Origin of the sequence: Paraclostridium dentum (genome assembly GCF_048568265.1) — a bacterium.
Lineage (GTDB): Bacteria > Bacillota > Clostridia > Peptostreptococcales > Peptostreptococcaceae > Paraclostridium > Paraclostridium dentum.
This window is the reverse complement of the sequence record NZ_CP183813.1, coordinates 2,868,096-2,887,882: the sequence shown is the minus strand read 5'-3', so window position 1 is coordinate 2,887,882 and position 19,787 is coordinate 2,868,096. Positions and strand designations below refer to the sequence as shown.

General features: G+C 29.6%; 14 protein-coding genes, 1 pseudogene and 1 riboswitch. Of the genes and pseudogenes, 12 read left to right on the top strand and 3 right to left on the bottom strand.

What is annotated here, in order from left to right; genetic code table 11:
• The first annotated feature begins 134 nt into the window (after window positions 1-134).
• Window positions 135-719 (top strand): orotate phosphoribosyltransferase, encoded by a 585-nt coding sequence (gene pyrE / locus ACN6I1_RS13445; protein WP_021431594.1) that lies wholly within the window; start codon window positions 135-137, stop codon window positions 717-719.
• A 337-nt stretch (window positions 720-1,056) separates the two neighbouring features.
• Complete coding sequence (locus ACN6I1_RS13440; RefSeq protein ID WP_419742203.1) at window positions 1,057-3,705, top strand: collagenase; 2,649 nt, start codon at window positions 1,057-1,059, stop codon at window positions 3,703-3,705.
• A 106-nt stretch (window positions 3,706-3,811) separates the two neighbouring features.
• On the opposite strand, the gene ACN6I1_RS13435 is transcribed toward ACN6I1_RS13440, so the two are convergent.
• The 3 genes from ACN6I1_RS13435 to ACN6I1_RS13425 form a co-directional block, all read right to left on the bottom strand.
• On the bottom strand, window positions 3,812-4,696 hold the full coding sequence (locus tag ACN6I1_RS13435) for a LysR substrate-binding domain-containing protein (protein ID WP_025161362.1): 885 nt from the start codon (window positions 4,694-4,696) through the stop codon (window positions 3,812-3,814).
• A 185-nt stretch (window positions 4,697-4,881) separates the two neighbouring features.
• A complete protein-coding gene (locus tag ACN6I1_RS13430; RefSeq protein WP_021428315.1) occupies window positions 4,882-5,535 on the bottom strand; it encodes a deoxynucleoside kinase in 654 nt (217 codons plus the stop codon).
• Window positions 5,528-6,190, bottom strand: a complete 663-nt coding sequence (locus ACN6I1_RS13425; RefSeq protein ID WP_021428329.1) for a deoxynucleoside kinase — start codon at window positions 6,188-6,190, stop codon at window positions 5,528-5,530. Before ACN6I1_RS13425 ends, ACN6I1_RS13430 begins: the two co-directional genes overlap by 8 nt.
• Window positions 6,191-6,359: 169 nt before the next feature.
• On the opposite strand from ACN6I1_RS13425, the gene ACN6I1_RS13420 reads away from it, so the two are divergent.
• From ACN6I1_RS13420 to ACN6I1_RS13375, 10 genes and pseudogenes are all read left to right on the top strand, one after another.
• Window positions 6,360-7,235: a DNA-3-methyladenine glycosylase family protein gene (locus ACN6I1_RS13420; RefSeq protein WP_025161356.1), complete on the top strand. Its 876-nt coding sequence runs from the start codon at window positions 6,360-6,362 to the stop codon at window positions 7,233-7,235.
• Window positions 7,236-7,250: 15 nt separating this feature from the next.
• Window positions 7,251-8,741, top strand: coding sequence for a cardiolipin synthase (cls, locus tag ACN6I1_RS13415; RefSeq protein WP_025161355.1), 1,491 nt, complete (start codon window positions 7,251-7,253; stop codon window positions 8,739-8,741).
• 171 nt (window positions 8,742-8,912) lie between these two features.
• Window positions 8,913-9,197: a co-chaperone GroES gene (locus ACN6I1_RS13410; protein ID WP_021428256.1), complete on the top strand. Its 285-nt coding sequence runs from the start codon at window positions 8,913-8,915 to the stop codon at window positions 9,195-9,197.
• Window positions 9,198-9,220: 23 nt separating this feature from the next.
• Window positions 9,221-10,843, top strand: a complete 1,623-nt coding sequence (groL, locus tag ACN6I1_RS13405) for a chaperonin GroEL (RefSeq protein WP_021428346.1) — start codon at window positions 9,221-9,223, stop codon at window positions 10,841-10,843.
• 520 nt (window positions 10,844-11,363) lie between these two features.
• Entirely contained in the window at window positions 11,364-12,107 is a 744-nt protein-coding gene (larB, locus tag ACN6I1_RS13400) for a nickel pincer cofactor biosynthesis protein LarB (protein ID WP_114542636.1), read from the top strand.
• A 3-nt stretch (window positions 12,108-12,110) separates the two neighbouring features.
• Window positions 12,111-13,297, top strand: a pseudogene (gene larC / locus ACN6I1_RS13395) (nickel pincer cofactor biosynthesis protein LarC).
• A 64-nt stretch (window positions 13,298-13,361) separates the two neighbouring features.
• A riboswitch (purine riboswitch) is annotated at window positions 13,362-13,463 on the top strand.
• Between the two features lie 250 nt (window positions 13,464-13,713).
• On the top strand, window positions 13,714-15,177 hold the full coding sequence (guaB, locus tag ACN6I1_RS13390) for an IMP dehydrogenase (protein ID WP_114542850.1): 1,464 nt from the start codon (window positions 13,714-13,716) through the stop codon (window positions 15,175-15,177).
• 2 nt (window positions 15,178-15,179) lie between these two features.
• On the top strand, window positions 15,180-16,718 hold the full coding sequence (guaA, locus tag ACN6I1_RS13385; protein ID WP_021428293.1) for a glutamine-hydrolyzing GMP synthase: 1,539 nt from the start codon (window positions 15,180-15,182) through the stop codon (window positions 16,716-16,718).
• 111 nt (window positions 16,719-16,829) lie between these two features.
• A complete protein-coding gene (locus ACN6I1_RS13380) occupies window positions 16,830-18,164 on the top strand; it encodes an NCS2 family permease (RefSeq protein ID WP_419742202.1) in 1,335 nt (444 codons plus the stop codon).
• 259 nt (window positions 18,165-18,423) lie between these two features.
• A complete protein-coding gene (locus ACN6I1_RS13375) occupies window positions 18,424-19,758 on the top strand; it encodes an NCS2 family permease (protein WP_081949280.1) in 1,335 nt (444 codons plus the stop codon).
• The last annotated feature ends 29 nt before the right edge of the window (window positions 19,759-19,787 follow it).

Sequence of the window (19,787 nt, the reverse complement as noted above, 5' to 3'; positions counted from 1 at the left end):
TGTTTCAGTCGCTAAAGACTCAAAAATGTCTTTAACTCTTTTTCAACAAGTAAATCTTAATCCTTCGCACAGCTCACGTAAAAATTACTGTGGATGAGGAAAAAGAAAAATTAACTATAAGGGAGAATATAATTATGAGTAATGTAAATGTTGTTGAAATATTAAAAGAATGTGATGCTTTATTAGAAGGGCACTTTTTATTATCTTCAGGAAAGCATAGTAATAGATATGTACAATGTGCTAAGGTTTTAAGATTTCCAAATCAAGCTGAGAAAGTATTAAGTACTGTAGTTGATCAAATAAAAGATTTAGGAATAGACTTAGTTGTTGGACCAGCTATGGGAGGAGTTATAGTTTCATATGAATTAGGTAGACAATTAGGAAAAGAGTCTGTGTTCACAGAGAGAAAAGATGGAGAAATGCAATTAAGAAGAGGATTTGAAGTTAAGCCAGGGGCTAAGATAATAATAGCTGAAGATGTTGTTACTACTGGTAAGTCTACAATAGAAACAAAAAAAGCATTAGAAGCTTTAGGTGGAGAAGTTATAGGGGTTGCATGTATAGCAGATAGAACTAATCATGATATAGGAATGCCTATATACAGTGCAATAAAATTAGATATACAAGTTTATGAAGCTGATGGATGTCCTTTATGTGAAGCTGGAGAGATAGATTTAATAAAACCAGGAAGTAGAGAATTTAAAGAACTAGGTATGTAATAAAATATACTTTGAGTTTTCGTGGTAGTTATATTTGTTTCATTCGCCAAATACCTGGAGAACGTGGTATTTAAAGCTCTTTCAACAAATAATAACTACCACTGAATTAAAATTATATTTTATGATGAGTGATTGGAAAAGAAGGTAATAAATGATAAGTCATTTATTACCTTCTTTTTTGAGCAACGGACGAAGTCGTTGGCGACATAAAGTGGTTCGCAGACGTAGTCGCTCAAGCAAAGCGAATTTTATTCGGAACGCTTATCCTTATTTACGCATATAGATAAAAGTATATCTTGCCTACAAGATTATATTTTAAAGCGCATAAGGAGGCACTATGAAGAAGAGACATTCTAAGTTTTTGATTTTTACTTTAGCTTTAGCCTTGGTTTTAACTAATTTAACATTCATTTCATTTGCAAACACTCAATTACCTAGTTCTAGCAATATTCCAGGTGATATAAATTCTATGCCTTTCCATATAGGTCAAAAGATTAAGCATGATACTAAGGAAAATCAGTTTAAGAAAGATTTAAATATTGAGCCTTTAGGAAAGCAAGATACAGATACAACTATTAAGTCAGCTAAGTCTGCCAAGCTAAGCAAGTCTGTTACTTATACCTATAATGACCTTAATAAATTAAGTTATAAGGAGTTAACAGATTTACTAGTTACGATAGATTGGTTTCAAATAAAAGATATTTTTGTTTATAATGAAGATGCTTACAAATTTTATAATGATGAAGCTCGTGTTAATGCAATTATTAAGACGTTAGAAGATAGAGGAGCAACTTATACTGCTACTGATGATAAAGGAATACCTACTTTGGTGGAAGTTTTAAGATCTGGTTTTTATTTAGCTTATTATAATGATTCTCTTAGTCATTTATATGATAGAGCTTATAGGGAAAAGTGTATTCCTGCTATGATTTCAATTCAGAAAAACCCTAATTTCAAGATTGGGGAGTCTGGTCAAAATAATGTTATTCAGTCTTTGGGTATGTTAATTGGAAATAGTGCTTGCAATGTTGATGTTGTAAATAATTGCGTGCCTATTTTAAAGCAGTTTAATAGCAGCTTAGATGCTAATTTAAAAGATTACTCAAAAACAAATGCTGTATTCCAAATCACTAAAGGTATAGAATATGATTTAAATTCTTACTTGTACAATTCTAAAACAACTGCAGATAAATCACCTTGGTTTTCTAAAGTTGATGGATATATAGATGCTGTTACAAACTTTGCTATATTAACAAATGTAACTGATGATAATGATTGGTTAATTAATGCAGGAATGTATTATTGCGCTAAATTATCGAATTTCCATTCAAATTCAACAAGTATTCAAAAGAAACTTGATAGCTGCTTAGAAATTTATCCATATTTATCTCTTCAATATTTTGATGCAGTTGACTTTATTTCATATTATTTCAATGGAAAATTAGCTGATGGAACTATTCTAGATATTAATAAAATAAGAGAAGAAGGAAAATCACACTATTTACCTAATGTTTATACTTTTGAAGATTCTTCTATGGTAATACGCACTGGAGATAAGGTTACGAAGGAAAAAGTTCAAAGATTATATTGGGCATCTAAAGAAGTAAAAGCTCAATTCCATAGAGTTATAGGGAATGATAATGAACTAGAAAAAGGAAATCCAGATGATGTTTTAACTATGGTTTTATATAATAGTCCTAAAGAATACAAACTTAACCAACCTCTATATGGATATAGTACTGATAATGGGGGTATGTATATAGAAGGTGACGGCACATTTTTTACTTATGAGAGAACTCCTGAGGAGAGTATATTTAGTTTAGAAGAGTTATTTAGACATGAGTACTGTCACTATTTACAAGGTCGTTACATGGTTCCTGGTATGTGGGGAACTGGTGATTTTTATCAGGGGAAGGATTGGAGATTGACTTGGTTTGAAGAAGGTAGTGCAGAATTTTTTGCAGGGTCTACTAGAGATAATGATGTACTTCCTAGAAAATCTCAAGTTTCTGGTTTAGCAACTGATCCAGCGGAAAGATTTTCTACAGATAAATTACTTCATTCTAAGTATGGATCTTGGGATTTCTATTATTATGGTTTTGCATTTTGTGATTATATGTACAATAATAGATTAGATATATTTAATAATTTAGTTGATAACATTATATCTAATAATGTATCTGGATATGATTCTTATATAGAAACTTTAAGTAAAAGTACTACAGTAGATCAAGGTTATCAAACTCATATGCAAAACTTAGTTGATAAGTATGATTCTTTGACAGTTCCACTTGTTTCTGATGATTATTTGGCTATTCATGATGCCATTGATTTAAATAAAATTTCTTCTGATATTAAAAATATAGTTCCATTAAAAAATGTAAATATAGTTAGAGAAAAAGGCGAGTTTTTTGATGCATTTACTTTAACAGGAACTTATACAGGAGATACTTCTAGAGGAGAAGCTAAAGATTGGGAAGCTATGAATAATAAATCTAATGAATTTTTAAATTCCTTAGAAAAACTTCCTTGGTCTGGTTATAAGACTGTTACTAATTACTTTGTTGATTACAAGGTTAATAATAATAAATATGAATTTGAAGTTGTGTTTACGGGTATTTTACCAAAAGGTGAAGTTGTAGAAGGTGATATTAAAGAAATTGAGCCAAATGATAGTTTTGAAACTGCTAATTCAATATCTTTAGGAAGTGTAGTTAGAGGTTCTTTAAACAAAGATGATACTAATGATGTTTTTTCTTTTGAAATTAAAGATCCTAAAACTATAGATATAGTTTTAGATAATTTAGATGGTCATGGTATTAACTGGATACTATATAAGTCTACTGATTTAAATAATTATGTTGCTTACCCTAGCATTGAAAACAATTTATTAAAAAATACTTATAATGCAGATGCTGGTTTATATTATTTATATGTCTATAGTTATGACTATTTAGATAGTAACTATACAATTAATATCAAATAAGTTATAAAATTTGAAAATAGATTAAAAGTGATAGTGTATATTAATTAAATAATAGACCTCGCAAGTGTGTTAGTTATAAGACATTTACGAGGTCTTTGGTTTTCTTCTATTTTTCAAAATTTGAAAATTTATTTAACTCATCTATAAATAAAGTTGTTGTACTTGATGGTTTTATATCTTTTGGTGTTATAAAAGAGAAGTATCTATTGTAAGTGTCATTTAAACTAACAGTTGCTAAAGAATCTCCTTCTGAGTCTGTTACCAATTTAGATATAATTGAAACTCCAAGATTGCTTTTTACAGCTTCTTTTACAGCATGATTACTTCCCAATACCATTATTTGTCTAGGTGTTATTTTATTATTACTTAAGAATATATTTAAATATTCTCTTGTTCCAGAACCTTCTTCTCTTACTATCCATTTTTTATTTTTTATTGAATCTATATTAAAGTTTAATGGATCAATTTCTAAATCTGGAGAAAATGTTAAAATCATACTATCTTCAAAGAAGAATTTTTGATTGAAATCAAATGAAGTAAGGCTTCCTTCAACCAACCCAATATCTAGGTTTGAACTTTTTACTTTTTCACAAATTTTATGTGTATTTTCAACAAGCATTTCTACTTCTATATCTGGATATTTTTCAGAAAATACAGCTAGAAAGTTAGGTAAAAAGTATTCGGCAATAGTTAAACTAGCACCTATCTTTATATGACCTTTGATTGAACTAGAAATACTATTTAGTTCATCCTTTACCGATTCTATAGATGTTATTATTTCTCTAGCTCTTTTATATAATAAGTATCCATTATCAGTTATAGATATGTTTTTCTGCTTAATAGATCTGTTTATTAGAGTTGTATTAAAATAATTTTCTAAATTTTTTATATGAGTACTTACTGTTGGTTGAGATAAATTTATACTTTCACCTGCTTTGGTAAAATTTTGATGTTCAACAACTGCTATAAATGTTTTAAACTCTTCTATCATTAAAAATTCCTCCTTGGATTAAATCATCAAAAAAAGTAATGGTTCATGAAATATATATCTATTTTACCAATAATCATAAGTTTCATATACTGTTTTAAGTAAAAAAATAAAAAAAATAATAAAAAAGATAGAAATACAATTTTAAAAATTATATTTCTATCCTAGTTAATTCACTATTTTAAATTTTATATATTTAATAAGCTTTTTATTTCATTACATAAAGCATCTAAGTGTTCTGGGTTATTTTTTAAGTCAATTTCATTTATATTTACATAAAGAACAGGGGACTGGTCGTACTCAGCAATCCATTTTTTATATCTGTTGTGAAGATTAGTCCAGTAATCTAAATCAACAGACTTCTCCATCTCTCTACCTCTCATATTGATTCTATTTACGATAGTATCTATAGATCCATCTAGATATATCATTAAATCGGGTCTTCTTAAGTGAGGAACCATATCATTAAATAAATCTCTATAAGTTATATAATCTCTTTTACTCATCTTTCCGTTATCATATAAGTTTCTAGCAAATATTTCAACATCTTCATATATACTTCTATCTTGAATATTATTAAGTCCGTTACTGTCTATTTCTTTTTGTTGTTTGAATCTTTGAGCTAAAAAATATAGTTGTAAGTGAAATCCCCAAGTATTTTGATCTTTATAAAAATCTTCTAGGTATGGATTTCCATTAACTTTTTCAAAATGAGTTTCAAAACCTAATTTTTCACCAACTAATTTAGTAAGTGTAGATTTACCCGCGCCAACATTTCCTGCAACAGTTATAAATAAATCTCTATTTAACGGTTTATTACACTGATTTACCAATTTAAACATTTTCATGTCCTCCTAAGCTGTTAATAGCATCTTCTACTTTTTTTATTATAAATTTTCTATCATTGTCATTATTTAGAAAATCTAAATTAGAGTTATCTATTTCTAATATAAGAGGTTCTTTACCTACAAAATTATGTTTTATAGATAATGGATTAAAGTAATATTTATACTCTGTACTTAATTCTTGTATATAGTTTCTATCCATTTGTCTTTCAAAGCTTCTATCTCTCATAGCTATTCTATTCATTAATACATCTGTATTTGAGTTAAGATAGATTATTATATCTGGTTGAGGCAGGTCATTAATAAAAATATTATACATTTGCTTATATTTATAAAACTGCATATTATCAAGAGTTATTCCTGCGAATATAAGATTTTTAATAATGTGATAATCACTAACAACACTTGTACCTTGACTCAATAAATTTTTCTCAGTATCTTCTAATTGTTTGATTCTATTAAATAAAAAAAATGATTCCGTTTGTAATGCGTATTCTTTAATATCTGTATAAAATTTTGATAAAAATGGATTTTCTTCTACTATTTCCCTTAATAAAGTACAGTTAAAATGATTGTTTAAAATATTAGCTAATGTTGTTTTACCAACTCCTATAGGACCTTCTATAGCTATAAATATACCTCTACTATTCATATAATCACCCTCTAAAAATAATGTCTTATGTATTTTAGCAAAAAAGAATCACTAATTCTACTCTAGACTTTTTAAATTAAATTTGTATTAAAAATAAATAGTTAATTTAAATTTAACGAAATATGGGTAGAATTAAAACTATAAGTTTATATAAAAAGGAGCGAAATTTATGAAAGTTTATGAAAAAGAAAATTCAGTGGTTATAGAAGGGGCATTAGATTTTGATCCTAAGCATATATTTGAATGTGGACAATGTTTTAGGTGGAAAGCAGAAGATGATGGTTCATATACAGGGGTAGCTAAAGGTAGAGTAATAAATGTATCTAGAGAAGGAAATACAGTTTATTTAAAGAATACTAATTTAGAAGATTTCAATAAGATATGGAAATCTTACTTTGATTTAGAAACAGATTATGCAAAAATAAAAAATGAACTAAAAAGTATGGATGAGTATTTAGAAAAGGCAACAGAATTTGGATGGGGAATAAGAATTCTACGTCAAGATCCATGGGAGATGTTAATTTCATTTATAATATCATCTAATAATAGAATTCCTATGATTCAAAAAGCTATATCTAATTTATCAAGGGAGTATGGCACTTATATTGGAAAGTTTAATGGAGTAGACTATTACGATTTTCCAACACCAGAGCAATTAAGTAAAGCGAGTATAGCTGATATAAGAGCTTGTTCTACAGGGTTTAGAGATAAATATATAAAGGCAACTACAGAAAGAGTTATAAGTGAAAATGAAGATGTATATAACTATGAGAATTTAGGAACAGAAGATTGCAGAAAAAAACTTATGGAATTTAATGGAGTAGGTCCAAAAGTTTGCGATTGTATAGCGTTATTCGGTATGCAAAAGTATGATACATTCCCTGTTGATGTATGGGTAAAAAGAGTTATGCAAGAATTTTATGTAGAAGATGATATGAGTTTGCCTAAAATAAGAAAGTATGCGATAGATAAATTTGAAGATTTATCAGGATTTGCACAACAATATCTATTCTATTATGCTAGAGAGTTGGGAATAGGAAGATAAAAATAAGGAGGATATATGAGTGCTTTAGACATACTAGTTTTAAGTTATGTAGGAATATCTTATCTAGCTAGTATTGTGGTTGCTATAAATATAATACTCGAAAATCGAGATCCAGCTAAGACTATGGCATGGTTACTAATATTTATGGTACTTCCTGGGATTGGGCTAGTTATATATGGGGTGCTAGGCCGAAATATAAGAAAAAGAAAAATATTTAAAACTCAGAAACTAGCCACAGATATAAAAGAAAATAATTTATTTCAAAATTTGAGGTCAATAGAAGAGTTAGTAGATCTTGAACAAGAAGCTATAAAAAATAAAGAGTTATCAAAATTAGATGATTCTGAAGGATTAAAAAAGAAAGTTATAAGTTTGCTTTTAAACACAGGAAAGTTCCCATTTACAGCTAATAATAAAGTAGAAATATTTATTGATGGGAATGAAAAGTTTGAAAGACTAATAAAAGATATAGAAGAAGCTAAAGAACATATCCATTTAGAGTACTTCATAATAAAAGATAGTGAAATTGGAAGAAAGATTAAGGATTTGTTGATAAAAAAAGCTCGAGAAGGTCTGAGTATAAAAATTTTATATGATGATGTAGGATGTTGGAGGTTTTGGTTTCATAGAAAATTCTTTAAAGAGATGAAAAAAGAGGGCATAGAAATAGTTCCTTTTTTACCTGCAAAGTTCCCTCTAATGGGAGGGAAAATTAACTATAGAAATCATAGAAAGATTGTTATAATCGATGGATGCATAGGATATACAGGTGGTATAAATATAGGCGATGAGTATATGGGTAAAAACAAAAAGTTTGGATATTGGCGTGATACTCATATAAGAATTGAAGGAAGTTCTGTTTATATGTTACAAATGGTATTTTTAATAGACTGGTATTATACAACTCAAAAGTCAGTCTTTGATGAAAAATATTTCCCTAAACTAGATTACAAAGGAAATAGCATGATACAGGTAGTAGCAACAGGTCCTGATAGTGACTGGGAAGCTATACACTATGCATATTTTTCAGCTATTTGTAATGCTAAAGAAAGAGTTTATATAGAAACTCCATACTTTATACCAGATGAAAGTTTATTAAGAGCATTAAAGAGTGCAGCATTAAGAGGCGTTGATGTAAGAATTATATTCCCTGGTATAGCTGATCATAAAATAGTACATCAAGCATCATATTCATATTTTGATGATATTTTAAGGTCTGGGGGAAAAGTTTACTTATATAAAAAAGGATTTATACACGCTAAAGTAGTAATTATAGATGATAAGATTGCATCAACAGGTTCTGCAAATATGGACTTAAGAAGTTTTATGCTAAACTTTGAAATTAATGCATTTATGTATGATGAACAAATAGTAAAAAAAATAACTGAAGACTTCTATGAGGATTTAAAAAATAGTAAAGAAATACACCTTAAAGATTTTGAAAAAAGACCTTTAATAAAAAAATGGGTTGAATCAGTAGCAAGATTATTTTCACCAATTTTATAAGTTTATAATATGCGAGGAGGTTTGTCGATAACAGTAAAATTTCCTCGCATAAAAATTGCATAAAATTAATTAAGGGTATTGAAAAATAAGCAAATATAATATATTATAAAGTTGTTAGCACTCTAAGTAATAGAGTGATAAAATACATAGATTTCATTAGGAGGGATAATTATGAAAATAAGACCATTAGCTGACAGAGTAGTAATAAAGAAAGTAGAAGCAGAAGAAAAAACTGCAAGTGGTATAGTTTTACCTGGAACAGCTAAAGAACAACCTCAGATAGCAGAGGTTGTAGAAGTTGGACCTGGTGGAATAGTAGATGGTAAAGAAATTAAAATGGAATTAAATATTGGAGATAAAGTTATATATTCTAAATATGCAGGAACAGAAATTAAGTTAGAAGGACAAGAATATACTATATTAAAACAAAGTGAAATATTAGCGGTAGTTGAATAAGTATAAAGGGAGGATTATGAGATATGGCTAAAGAAATAAAATTCGCACAAGATTCAAGAACAGCTTTAGAAGCTGGTGTAAACAAATTAGCAGATACAGTTAAGGTAACATTAGGTCCAAAAGGAAGAAATGTTATATTAGATAAAAAATTTGGGGCTCCACTTATAACAAATGATGGAGTTACTATAGCAAAAGAAATAGAATTAGAAGATAGATTTGAAAATATGGGAGCTCAATTAGTTAAAGAAGTTGCAACTAAAACTAATGATGTAGCAGGAGATGGAACTACAACTGCTACAGTTTTAGCTCAAGCTATAATAAGAGAAGGGTTAAAAAATGTAACTGCTGGATCTAACCCAGTACTTTTAAGAAAAGGAATTCAAAAAGCTGTAGAAGTAGCTGTTGAAGAATTAAAGAAACAATCAAGAACTATAGAAACTAAAGAATCTATATCTCAAGTTGCTTCTATATCTGCAGGAGATGAAGAAGTAGGTAACTTAATAGCAGAAGCTATGGAGATAGTAGGTAAAGATGGAGTTATAACAGTTGAAGAGTCTAAAACTATGCATACAGAGTTAGATGCAGTTGAAGGTATGCAATTTGATAGAGGATTTGTTTCAGCATATATGGTAACAGATGTTGATAAAATGGAAGCTGTTTTAAATGATCCATATATATTAATAACAGATAGAAAAATAAATAATATACAAGATATATTACCTGTACTTGAGCAAATAGTACAACAAGGTAAAAAATTATTAATAATAGCTGAAGATGTAGAAGGGGAAGCTTTATCTACATTAGTAATAAACAAATTAAAAGGTGTATTTGATGTTGTTGCAGTTAAGGCTCCTGGATTTGGAGATAGAAGAAAGGCTATGTTAGAAGATATAGCTATACTTACTGGAGGAACTGTTATATCTGAAGAATTAGGATATGACTTAAAAGATGCTGATATATCTATGTTAGGTAGAGCTGGATCTGTGAAAATAACTAAAGATAACACTACAATAGTAGATGGATCTGGAGATAAAAAAGCTATAGAAGACAGAGTAAGTCAAATCAAACATCAAGTAGATCAAACTACTTCTGATTTTGATAAAGAAAAATTAATGGAAAGATTAGCTAAACTTGCAGGTGGTGTTGCTGTAATAAAAGTTGGAGCAGCTACAGAAGTTGAGCTTAAAGAAAGAAAATTAAGAATAGAAGATGCATTAAATGCTACAAGAGCAGCTGTTGAAGAAGGTATAGTTGCAGGTGGTGGTACTGCATTAGTTAGTGTAATACCAGTTGTAGATAAGTTAATAGAAGAACTTGAAGGAGAACTTCAAGTAGGAGCTAAGATAATAAGAAGAGCTTTAGAGGAGCCATTAAGACAAATAGCAATTAATGCTGGTCTTGAAGGAGCTGTTATAATACAAAAAGTTGTAAATGAAGATCCTGAAATAGGATTTGATGCATTAAATGAAAAATACGTGAATATGGTTGAAGTTGGAATAGTTGACCCAACTAAGGTTACTAGAACTGCGTTACAAAATGCAGCATCTATAGCAGGTGTATTCTTAACTACAGAAGCAGCTGTTGCAGATCTTCCTGAAAGTGATCCAGTACCAGGAATGGGTGGGGGAATGCCTCCAATGATGTAGGTTAGTAAAGCTTGGACATACTTGGCTTCGTGTTGATGATATTGCTTCATGCACTAAAGACCTGAAGAACGCGGTCTTTAACGTTTATTTAGCAAATATCATCAACACTTCGCTTTTAGAAAAGTTCAACACTTTACTGAGGTGTGAGAAAAATTAAGGGTAGTTGCTTCATGCACTAAAGACCTGGAGAACTCGGTCTTTAACGTTTATTTAGCAAATATCATCAACACTTCGCTTTTAGAAAAGTTCAATACTTTATTGAGGTGTGATAGGAATTAAGGATAGTTGCTTCGTTCACTAAAGACCTGAAGAACGTGGTCTTCAACGTGTACTCAGCAAATATAATCAACACTTATAATTACACTCAAGTTCAATACTTTATTGAGATGAAGAGAAATAGAAATAGGAAGGGATTATATCTAAATGATATAATCCCTTTTTTACGTTTTTTATCAACTGGAAAAGGTATGCTTAGTGTGTTAGAATTAATATTAACAACTTAGAATAGTGGGGGGTACTTATGGATATTAGAGGTTTATTAGAGCAAGTGAAAAATAATGATATAGATATAGATATAGCTATGGAAAAGCTTAAAGATTTACCTTATGAGGATATTGGGTATGCCAATATCGATCATCATAGACAAATAAGAAATGGGTATCCGGAAGTTATTTACTGTGAAGGTAAAAGCGATGAACATATATTGGGAATTATAAAAAAGATGAGCGAAAAAGGTTCAAATATATTAGGAACTAGATGTAGAAAAGAAACATATGAAAAAATTAAATCTTTATATCCACATTGTGAATATGAAGACTTATCTAGAATATTAAAGATTAAAAATAAACCTATAGAAAATATAGGAAAGGGAAAAATTGTAGTTGTTACAGGTGGAACATCTGATATTTCGGTTGCAGATGAAGCATATTATACTGCAACATTTCTAGGTAATGATGTTGAAAGAGTTTATGATGTAGGAGTTGCAGGCATACATAGATTACTAAATAAAATGAATATAATTAGAGATGCTAGAGTATTAATAGTTGTAGCTGGGATGGAAGGTGCTTTACCAAGTGTGGTAGGGGGGTTAGTAGATGTTCCTGTTATAGCAGTGCCTACATCAGTTGGATATGGTGCTAATTTTAATGGGCTTTCAGCTTTATTAACGATGCTAAATAGTTGTGCATCAGGAATATCTGTAGTTAACATCGATAATGGATTTGGGGCTGGATATCTAGCAGCTACAATAAATAAATTAGACTAAAATATGAAAGAAGGTATTCACATGGAAGAGAGAATTTTGTATTTTGACATAGTAAATGGTATATCTGGAGATATGACTATTGCGAGCTTATTAAACTTAGGGGTACCTAAAGAAATTTTTTTAGAGGAATTAAAGAAATTAAATTTAAATGATGAATTTAGTATAGAAATAGGTTCTAAAAATGAAAGCGGTATAGTTGGAACAAAGGTTAATGTTATAGCTAAAGAATCTAATGCACACAGACATTTAGTAGATATTTTTGATATTATTGATAAATCTACTTTAAACGATAGAATAAAAGATAGAGCTAAAAAGATATTTATGACGGTAGGAGAAGCAGAAGCCAAAGTTCATGGGACAACTATAGATAAAATTCATTTTCATGAGGTTGGAGCAATAGATTCTATTGTAGATATTGTCGGATGTTCTATATTAATAGATTTATTAAATATAGATAAAGTTTACTCTAGTTGTGTTCCAGTGGGATCTGGGTTTGTAAAATGTGATCATGGGATTATGCCAGTGCCAGCACCTGCAACTATTGAAATATTAAGAGGAGTGCCAGTTAAACTAAATAGTGTAGAAGGAGAGTGTACTACACCTACGGGGGCAGCTATAATAAAAACATTATGTAGCGAGTTTATAGATACATTAGAATTTGAAGTTAATCAAATTGGATATGGGATAGGACATAAGAAATTTGAAATACCAAATATGTTAAGAACTATAGTAGGTATAAAAAAAAAGAAGAAGTAATATATGAAATAAGTTGTAATATAGATGATATGTCGTCAGAGATATTTTCATATTTATATGATAAGGTCATAGAAGAAGGAGCTCTTGATATATACACTGAAAGTATACATATGAAAAAAAATAGACCAGCGATTAAACTGTCTGTATTATGTGAAAAAAAGGATTTAGATAAATTTACTGAAATTATATTGATGGAAACTAGTACATTTGGAATTAGGTACAAGGCGTATAAAAGAAAAACCTTATCAAGAAAGTTTGAAAAAATAAATTGCGAATATGGAGAAGTAACAGTTAAAATTGGGTATTACAAAAATAAAATTATAAAAGTTACTCCAGAGTATGAAGAGTGTAAAAATATAGCTAAAAATGCTAATATATCCATAAAATTTGTATATGATAGCATAAATTGCTCAATAAAAAATAAATTTTTTTAAAATTGTTGACACAAGTAAGAAAATTTGATAAATTAATAAACAACTCATACAACATTGTATACAAAATCATAAATAAAAAATCACTCATATATACTCAGAAATATGGTCTGAGAGTTTCTACCGGAGTACCGAAAATACTCTGACTATGAGTGAAATTATTATAGACAAAACTCTATCATTAATAAAGTAAATCTATAGGCTGAGCATATTCCCTATAGGTTAGCTACAAGTTAAAAGAGTTTTGAGGACCTGTATAGTAATTTCACTTATAAAATGAAGTTATTATACAGGTTTTTTTGTACCCATTTTTAAGGAAATTAAAGTTTTAGGGTAGAAACAGTATAAAAACGACTGATTATATAAAAAATAATAAATAGTAAAAAAATATATATAAAATAACGAAGGGGGCAACCGATATGGCAAAAATATTAAAAGAAGGATTAACATTTGATGATGTACTTTTAGTTCCACAAAGATCAGAAGTGTTACCTAAAGATGTTTGTACACAAACACAATTAACAAAGAGCATTAAATTAAATATACCTCTAATGAGTGCAGGTATGGATACAGTTACTGAATCAAAGATGGCTATTTCAATGGCGAGACAAGGTGGTATAGGAATAATACACAAAAACATGTCTATAGAAGCGCAAGCTTTAGAAGTTGATAAAGTAAAAAGAAGTGAGAGTGGTGTTATCGTAGATCCATTCTTCTTAACAAAAGACCATACAATACAAGATGCTGATGATATAATGGCAAGATATAAAATATCGGGTGTACCAATAGTAGATGATAATAATAAATTAATCGGAATAATAACAAATAGAGATATAAAGTTTGAAGCTGACTTTACTAAAAAAATAGAAGATGTTATGACTAAAGAAAATCTTGTTACAGCGAGAGAAGGAATAAACTTAACAGAAGCTCAACAAATTTTAAAGAAACATAAGATAGAGAAATTACCTATAGTTGATGCAGAAGGTAACTTAAAAGGATTAATAACAATAAAAGATATAGAGAAGAAAATACAATATCCAAACTCTGCAAAAGATTCACAAGGAAGATTATTATGCGGAGCTGCTCTTGGAATAAGTGCTGACTTAATGGATAGAGTTGCTGCATTAGTTAAAGCTAATGTTGATGTAGTTGTATTAGACAGTGCACATGGACACTCTATGGGGGTTATAAATGCTCTTAAACAAGTAAAAGAAAAATATCCAAACTTACAAGTTATAGCTGGAAATGTTGCAACTGCAAAAGCTACAGAAGATTTAATAAAAGCTGGAGCTGACTGTGTAAAAGTAGGAATAGGACCAGGGTCTATATGTACAACAAGAGTTGTTGCTGGTATAGGGGTTCCACAAGTAACAGCAGTTATGGACTGTGCAGAGGTTGGACATAAGTATGGAGTACCAGTAATTGCTGATGGAGGATTAAAATTCTCTGGAGATATAGTAAAAGCATTAGCTGCTGGAGCATCAATATGTATGATGGGATCTATGTTTGCAGGAACAGAAGAAAGTCCTGGAGAAACAGTTCTATATAGAGGAAGATCATATAAAACATATAGAGGAATGGGATCTATTGGAGCTATGGAAAAAGGATCTAAGGATAGATACTTCCAAAATGATGCTAAAAAATTAGTTCCTGAAGGTGTTGAAGGAATGGTTGCATATAAAGGTAAAGCTGAAGATATAGTTTACCAAATGATAGGTGGAATAAGAGCTGGTATGGGATACTGTGGTGCCGCTACTATTAAAGACTTAATGGAAAATGCTGAGTTTATAAAAATAACAGCCGCTTCATTAAAAGAAAGTCACCCACATGATATAACTATAACTAAAGAAGCACCAAATTACAGCACTCAAGGGGAGGTATAAGAATGAAAAAACAACATGAAATAGTTTTAGTAATAGATTTTGGTGGTCAATATAACCAATTAATAGCAAGAAGAGTTAGAGAAAATAACGTATATTGTGAAATATTACCACATACTACAGATATAGAAGTAATAAAAGCTAAAAATCCAAAAGGAATAATCTTTACAGGGGGACCTAACAGTGCATACTTAGAAGAATCTCCAAAGATAACTAAAGAAATATTCGAAATAGGAGTACCTATACTTGGAATATGTTATGGAGTTCAGCTAATGGCTCACTTATTAGGTGGTAATGTAAGAAGAGGAAATAATAGTGAAAAAGAATATGGAAAAACTTCTATAACATATAATGCTTCAAACATATTTGAAGGAATTTCTACTAATACTGTTTGGATGAGTCATACAGATTTAATAGATGTTCTTCCTGAAGGATTTGAAGTTGCTGCATATACTGAGGATTGTCCAGTAGCTGCAATGCATCACCCAGAAAAGAAATTATACGGAGTTCAATTCCACCCAGAAGTTGAACATTGTTTAGAAGGAGATAAAGTTTTAAGAAACTTCTTATATAATGTATGTGAAGTAACTGGAGATTGGACAACAGATTCATTTATAGAAGAAAAGATAAAAGAATTAAAAGAAACTATAGGAGATAAGAAAGTACTTTGTGCTTTAAGTGGTGGAGTAGATTCATCAGTTGCAGCTGTACTTGTTCATAAAGCTATAGGAGATAACTTAACTTGTGTATTCGTAGATCATGGATTACTTAGAAAAAATGAAGGTGATGATGTTGAAAGAATATTTAGAGATAAGTTTGATATGAACTTAATAAGAGTAAATTGTGAAGATAGATTCTTATCTAAATTAAAAGGTGTAACAGAACCTGAAGCTAAGAGAAAAATAATAGGTGAAGAATTTATAAGAGTATTTGAAGAAGAGTCTAATAAATTAGGAAAAATGGATTTCTTAGCTCAAGGAACTATATATCCTGACGTTGTAGAAAGTGGACTTGGAGAATCAGCTACAATAAAATCACATCATAATGTTGGTGGAATACCTGAAGATATAGAATTTGAAATAGTTGAACCTTTAAGAGAATTATTTAAAGATGAAGTTAGAAAAATAGGATTAGAACTTGGAATAGATTATGATTTAATATATAGACATCCATTCCCAGGACCAGGTCTTGGAATAAGAGTTATAGGTGAAGTAACTAAAGAGAGATGTGATATATTAAGAGAAGCAGATGCTATATATATGGACGAGCTTAAAAAAGCTGGTTTATATAGTGAAATATGGCAAGCATTCGCAACTTTACCAGATGTAAAAACTGTTGGAGTTATGGGAGATGAAAGAACTTATGCTTATTTAGTAGGTATAAGAGCTGTTACTTCTTCTGATGGAATGACTTCTGATTGGTACAAAATGCCTTACGATGTATTAGAAAAAATATCTAATAGAATTGTAAATGAAGTTGATGGAGCAAATAGAGTAGTTTATGATATAACTAGTAAGCCTCCAGGAACTATAGAATGGGAATAAAACCAGTTTATTCAAACACTTACAATAAATTATAAAAAAATAAAAAGCTTATGCTTTTTATTTTTTTATAAGGATTTTATCACAAAAAAATTATCATCAATGGAGGAAAATATGCAAAATTCAAGTGTTAAAGGCTCTAATAATGGATTATTAGAGAAAGTTTTTAAACTAAGTGAAAATAACACAAATGTAAAAACAGAAGTATTAGCAGGAATAACAACATTTATGACAATTGCTTATATATTAGTTGTAAATCCTACTATATTAGGTGAAGCTGGTATGGATAAGGGCGCTGTTTTTACAGCAACTGCAATAGCTTCAGCAATAGGATGTATAATAATGGGATTCTTAGCTAATTATCCTATAATATTAGCTCCTAGTATGGGAATAAATGCGTTCTTTACGTATACAGTAGTTTTAGGTATGGGATACACTTGGCAATTTGCACTATGTGCTATGTTTATCGAAGGTATTATATTTATTTTATTAACAGTAACTAATGTTCGTGAAAAGATAATAGAGTGTATGCCAGATGTCTTAAAACATGCTATAACGGCTGGAATTGGATTGTTTATAACATTTATAGGACTTGTTAATGCAGGTATTGTTCAACAAGGTGGAGCTATAATATCATTAGGAAATATTAAGTCACCAGTTGTATTATTATCTATAATAGGATTAATGATAGCTGCAACTTTATTAATAAAAAATGTGAATGGAGCATTTTTAATATCTATAATAATTACATCTTTAATTGGGATGGTATTTTCAATAGTTCCTATGCCAACGGGAGTTATAGACTTACCTCCATCAATACAGCCTGTATTTATGAAAGCATTGGATGTAGGTAAAAGTCAAATATTTAGCTTAGATATGTTAGTAATAGTGCTTACATTATTATTTGTTAATATGTTTGACTCAATAGGATTTTTATTAGGAATTGCAGATAAGGCTAATTTATTAGATGAAAATGGAAATATGCCTAATGTAAAAAAAGCATTATTAGCAGAATCTGTTTCAACTACTATATCTTCAGTATTAGGAACATCAACACTAGCTACAACAGTTGAAAGTGGATCTGGAATAGCCGTTGGAGGAAGAACGGGATTAACAGCAGTAATTACTGGAATTTTATTCTTAATTTCATTATTTTTTGCTCCATTATTTGTTTCTATACCACCTCAAGCTACAGCTCCAATACTTATACTTGTAGGATTCTTAATGGCAAGTTCAATATTAAGAATTAACTTTAATGATTTTACAGATGCAATACCAGCATTTATAACATTTGTAATGATGCCTTTATCATACAGTGTTGCAGATGGTATTATGTTCGGAATCATATCATATACATTTTTAAAGTTAGCTAGTGGTAAGAAAGATCAAGCAAAACTGTCTTTAATTATACTTAGTATAGTATTCATACTAAAATTTGGATTATTATAAAATGAAAAAGATATGTAAATATTTATATTTATATATCTTTTTTTTATTTATTTTTATAGAGAATACAGTTAAGTATGTTGTATCTTGAGGTAACTTATTTTTGTACAAAAAAATAAAAACGAATAAAAAAACTAAAAAATATAAAAATATTCGTAATTTCTATTGCTTAAAACCGAACTATATTATATAATTAACATGTAAGATAAGTTAAAAGACGAACGAAATCATAATTATATTTTATAAAATAAGGAGGAAGGATATGCAAGCAGCGCAAACTTCAAATAATAAGAAATCTATGTTAGATAGAGTTTTCAAATTAACAGAGAATAACACGAACGTAAAAACAGAAGTTATAGCAGGAATGACAACATTTATGACAATGGCATATATACTAGTTGTAAATCCTAGTATATTAGGAGATGCTGGTATGGATAAAGATGCTGTATTTGCAGCAACTGCAATAGCAGCATTTATAGGAAGTTGCATAATGGGATTTTTAGCAAATTATCCAATTGCTTTAGCACCAGGTATGGGACTTAATGCATTCTTCGCATACACAGTAGTTTTACAAATGGGATATAGTTGGCAATTTGCATTATGTGCAGTTTTAATAGAAGGAGTAATATTTATATTATTGACATTAACTAATGTAAGAGAAAAGATTATAGATTGTATACCTGGAGTTTTAAAACATGCAGTTACAGCAGGTATAGGATTATATATAGCATTTATAGGATTAGTAAATGCAGGAATAGTGCAAGGTGGAGGTGCAATATTACAACTTGGTAATATGCAAAGTCCAACAGTAGTATTAGCTATATTAGGTCTAGTAATAGCGGCAGTTTTACTTTCAAGAAATGTTAAAGGTACATTTTTATTAGCTATGGTAGTAACTACAGCTATAGGAATTATAGCGGGATTAGTTCAACTACCACATGCTTTAGTTTCATCAGTTCCATCACTTAAGCCAGTATTTTTACAAGCATTTTCAGTTCCAGTTGATCAAATATTTAGTTTAGATATGCTGGTAGTAGTATTTACATTCTTATTTGTTGACTTATTTGATACAGTAGGATGTTTAGTAGGGGTAGCATCAAAAGGTAATATGTTAGATGAAAACGGGAAATTACCAAAGGCTAAAGAAGCATTATTTGCAGATGCAATAGCAACTACTACAGGATCTTTATTAGGAACTTCAACAGTTACTGCATATATTGAAAGTGCAGCTGGGATAGGAGAAGGAGGAAGAACAGGATTAACAGCAGTAACGACAGGAATATTATTCTTACTATCGTTATTCTTTGCCCCAATATTTACATCAATACCTCCACAAGCTACAGCTCCAGTACTTATATTAGTCGGAGTTATGATGGCAAGTTCATTGCTTGAAATAGACTTTAGCGATTTTACAAATGCAATACCAGCATTTTTAACATTTGCAATGATGCCTTTAGCTTATAGTATAGCAGATGGTATTATATTCGGAATAATATCATTTACAATATTAAAATTAGCTACAGGAAAGAAAAAAGAAGTTAATATATCACTAATATTCTTATCAATAATGTTCATACTAAAGTTTGTATTATTATAAAATATAATTAAAATAATCGGATAAATTAA

Coding starts and splice junctions, on each gene's coding strand:
- pyrE (WP_021431594.1), top strand. CDS start 135: ATGAGTAATGTAAATGTTGTTGAAATATTAAAAGAATGTGATGCTTTA.
- ACN6I1_RS13440 (WP_419742203.1), top strand. CDS start 1,057: ATGAAGAAGAGACATTCTAAGTTTTTGATTTTTACTTTAGCTTTAGCC.
- ACN6I1_RS13435 (WP_025161362.1), bottom strand. CDS start 4,696: ATGATAGAAGAGTTTAAAACATTTATAGCAGTTGTTGAACATCAAAAT.
- ACN6I1_RS13430 (WP_021428315.1), bottom strand. CDS start 5,535: ATGTTTAAATTGGTAAATCAGTGTAATAAACCGTTAAATAGAGATTTA.
- ACN6I1_RS13425 (WP_021428329.1), bottom strand. CDS start 6,190: ATGAATAGTAGAGGTATATTTATAGCTATAGAAGGTCCTATAGGAGTT.
- ACN6I1_RS13420 (WP_025161356.1), top strand. CDS start 6,360: ATGAAAGTTTATGAAAAAGAAAATTCAGTGGTTATAGAAGGGGCATTA.
- cls (WP_025161355.1), top strand. CDS start 7,251: ATGAGTGCTTTAGACATACTAGTTTTAAGTTATGTAGGAATATCTTAT.
- ACN6I1_RS13410 (WP_021428256.1), top strand. CDS start 8,913: ATGAAAATAAGACCATTAGCTGACAGAGTAGTAATAAAGAAAGTAGAA.
- groL (WP_021428346.1), top strand. CDS start 9,221: ATGGCTAAAGAAATAAAATTCGCACAAGATTCAAGAACAGCTTTAGAA.
- larB (WP_114542636.1), top strand. CDS start 11,364: ATGGATATTAGAGGTTTATTAGAGCAAGTGAAAAATAATGATATAGAT.
- guaB (WP_114542850.1), top strand. CDS start 13,714: ATGGCAAAAATATTAAAAGAAGGATTAACATTTGATGATGTACTTTTA.
- guaA (WP_021428293.1), top strand. CDS start 15,180: ATGAAAAAACAACATGAAATAGTTTTAGTAATAGATTTTGGTGGTCAA.
- ACN6I1_RS13380 (WP_419742202.1), top strand. CDS start 16,830: ATGCAAAATTCAAGTGTTAAAGGCTCTAATAATGGATTATTAGAGAAA.
- ACN6I1_RS13375 (WP_081949280.1), top strand. CDS start 18,424: ATGCAAGCAGCGCAAACTTCAAATAATAAGAAATCTATGTTAGATAGA.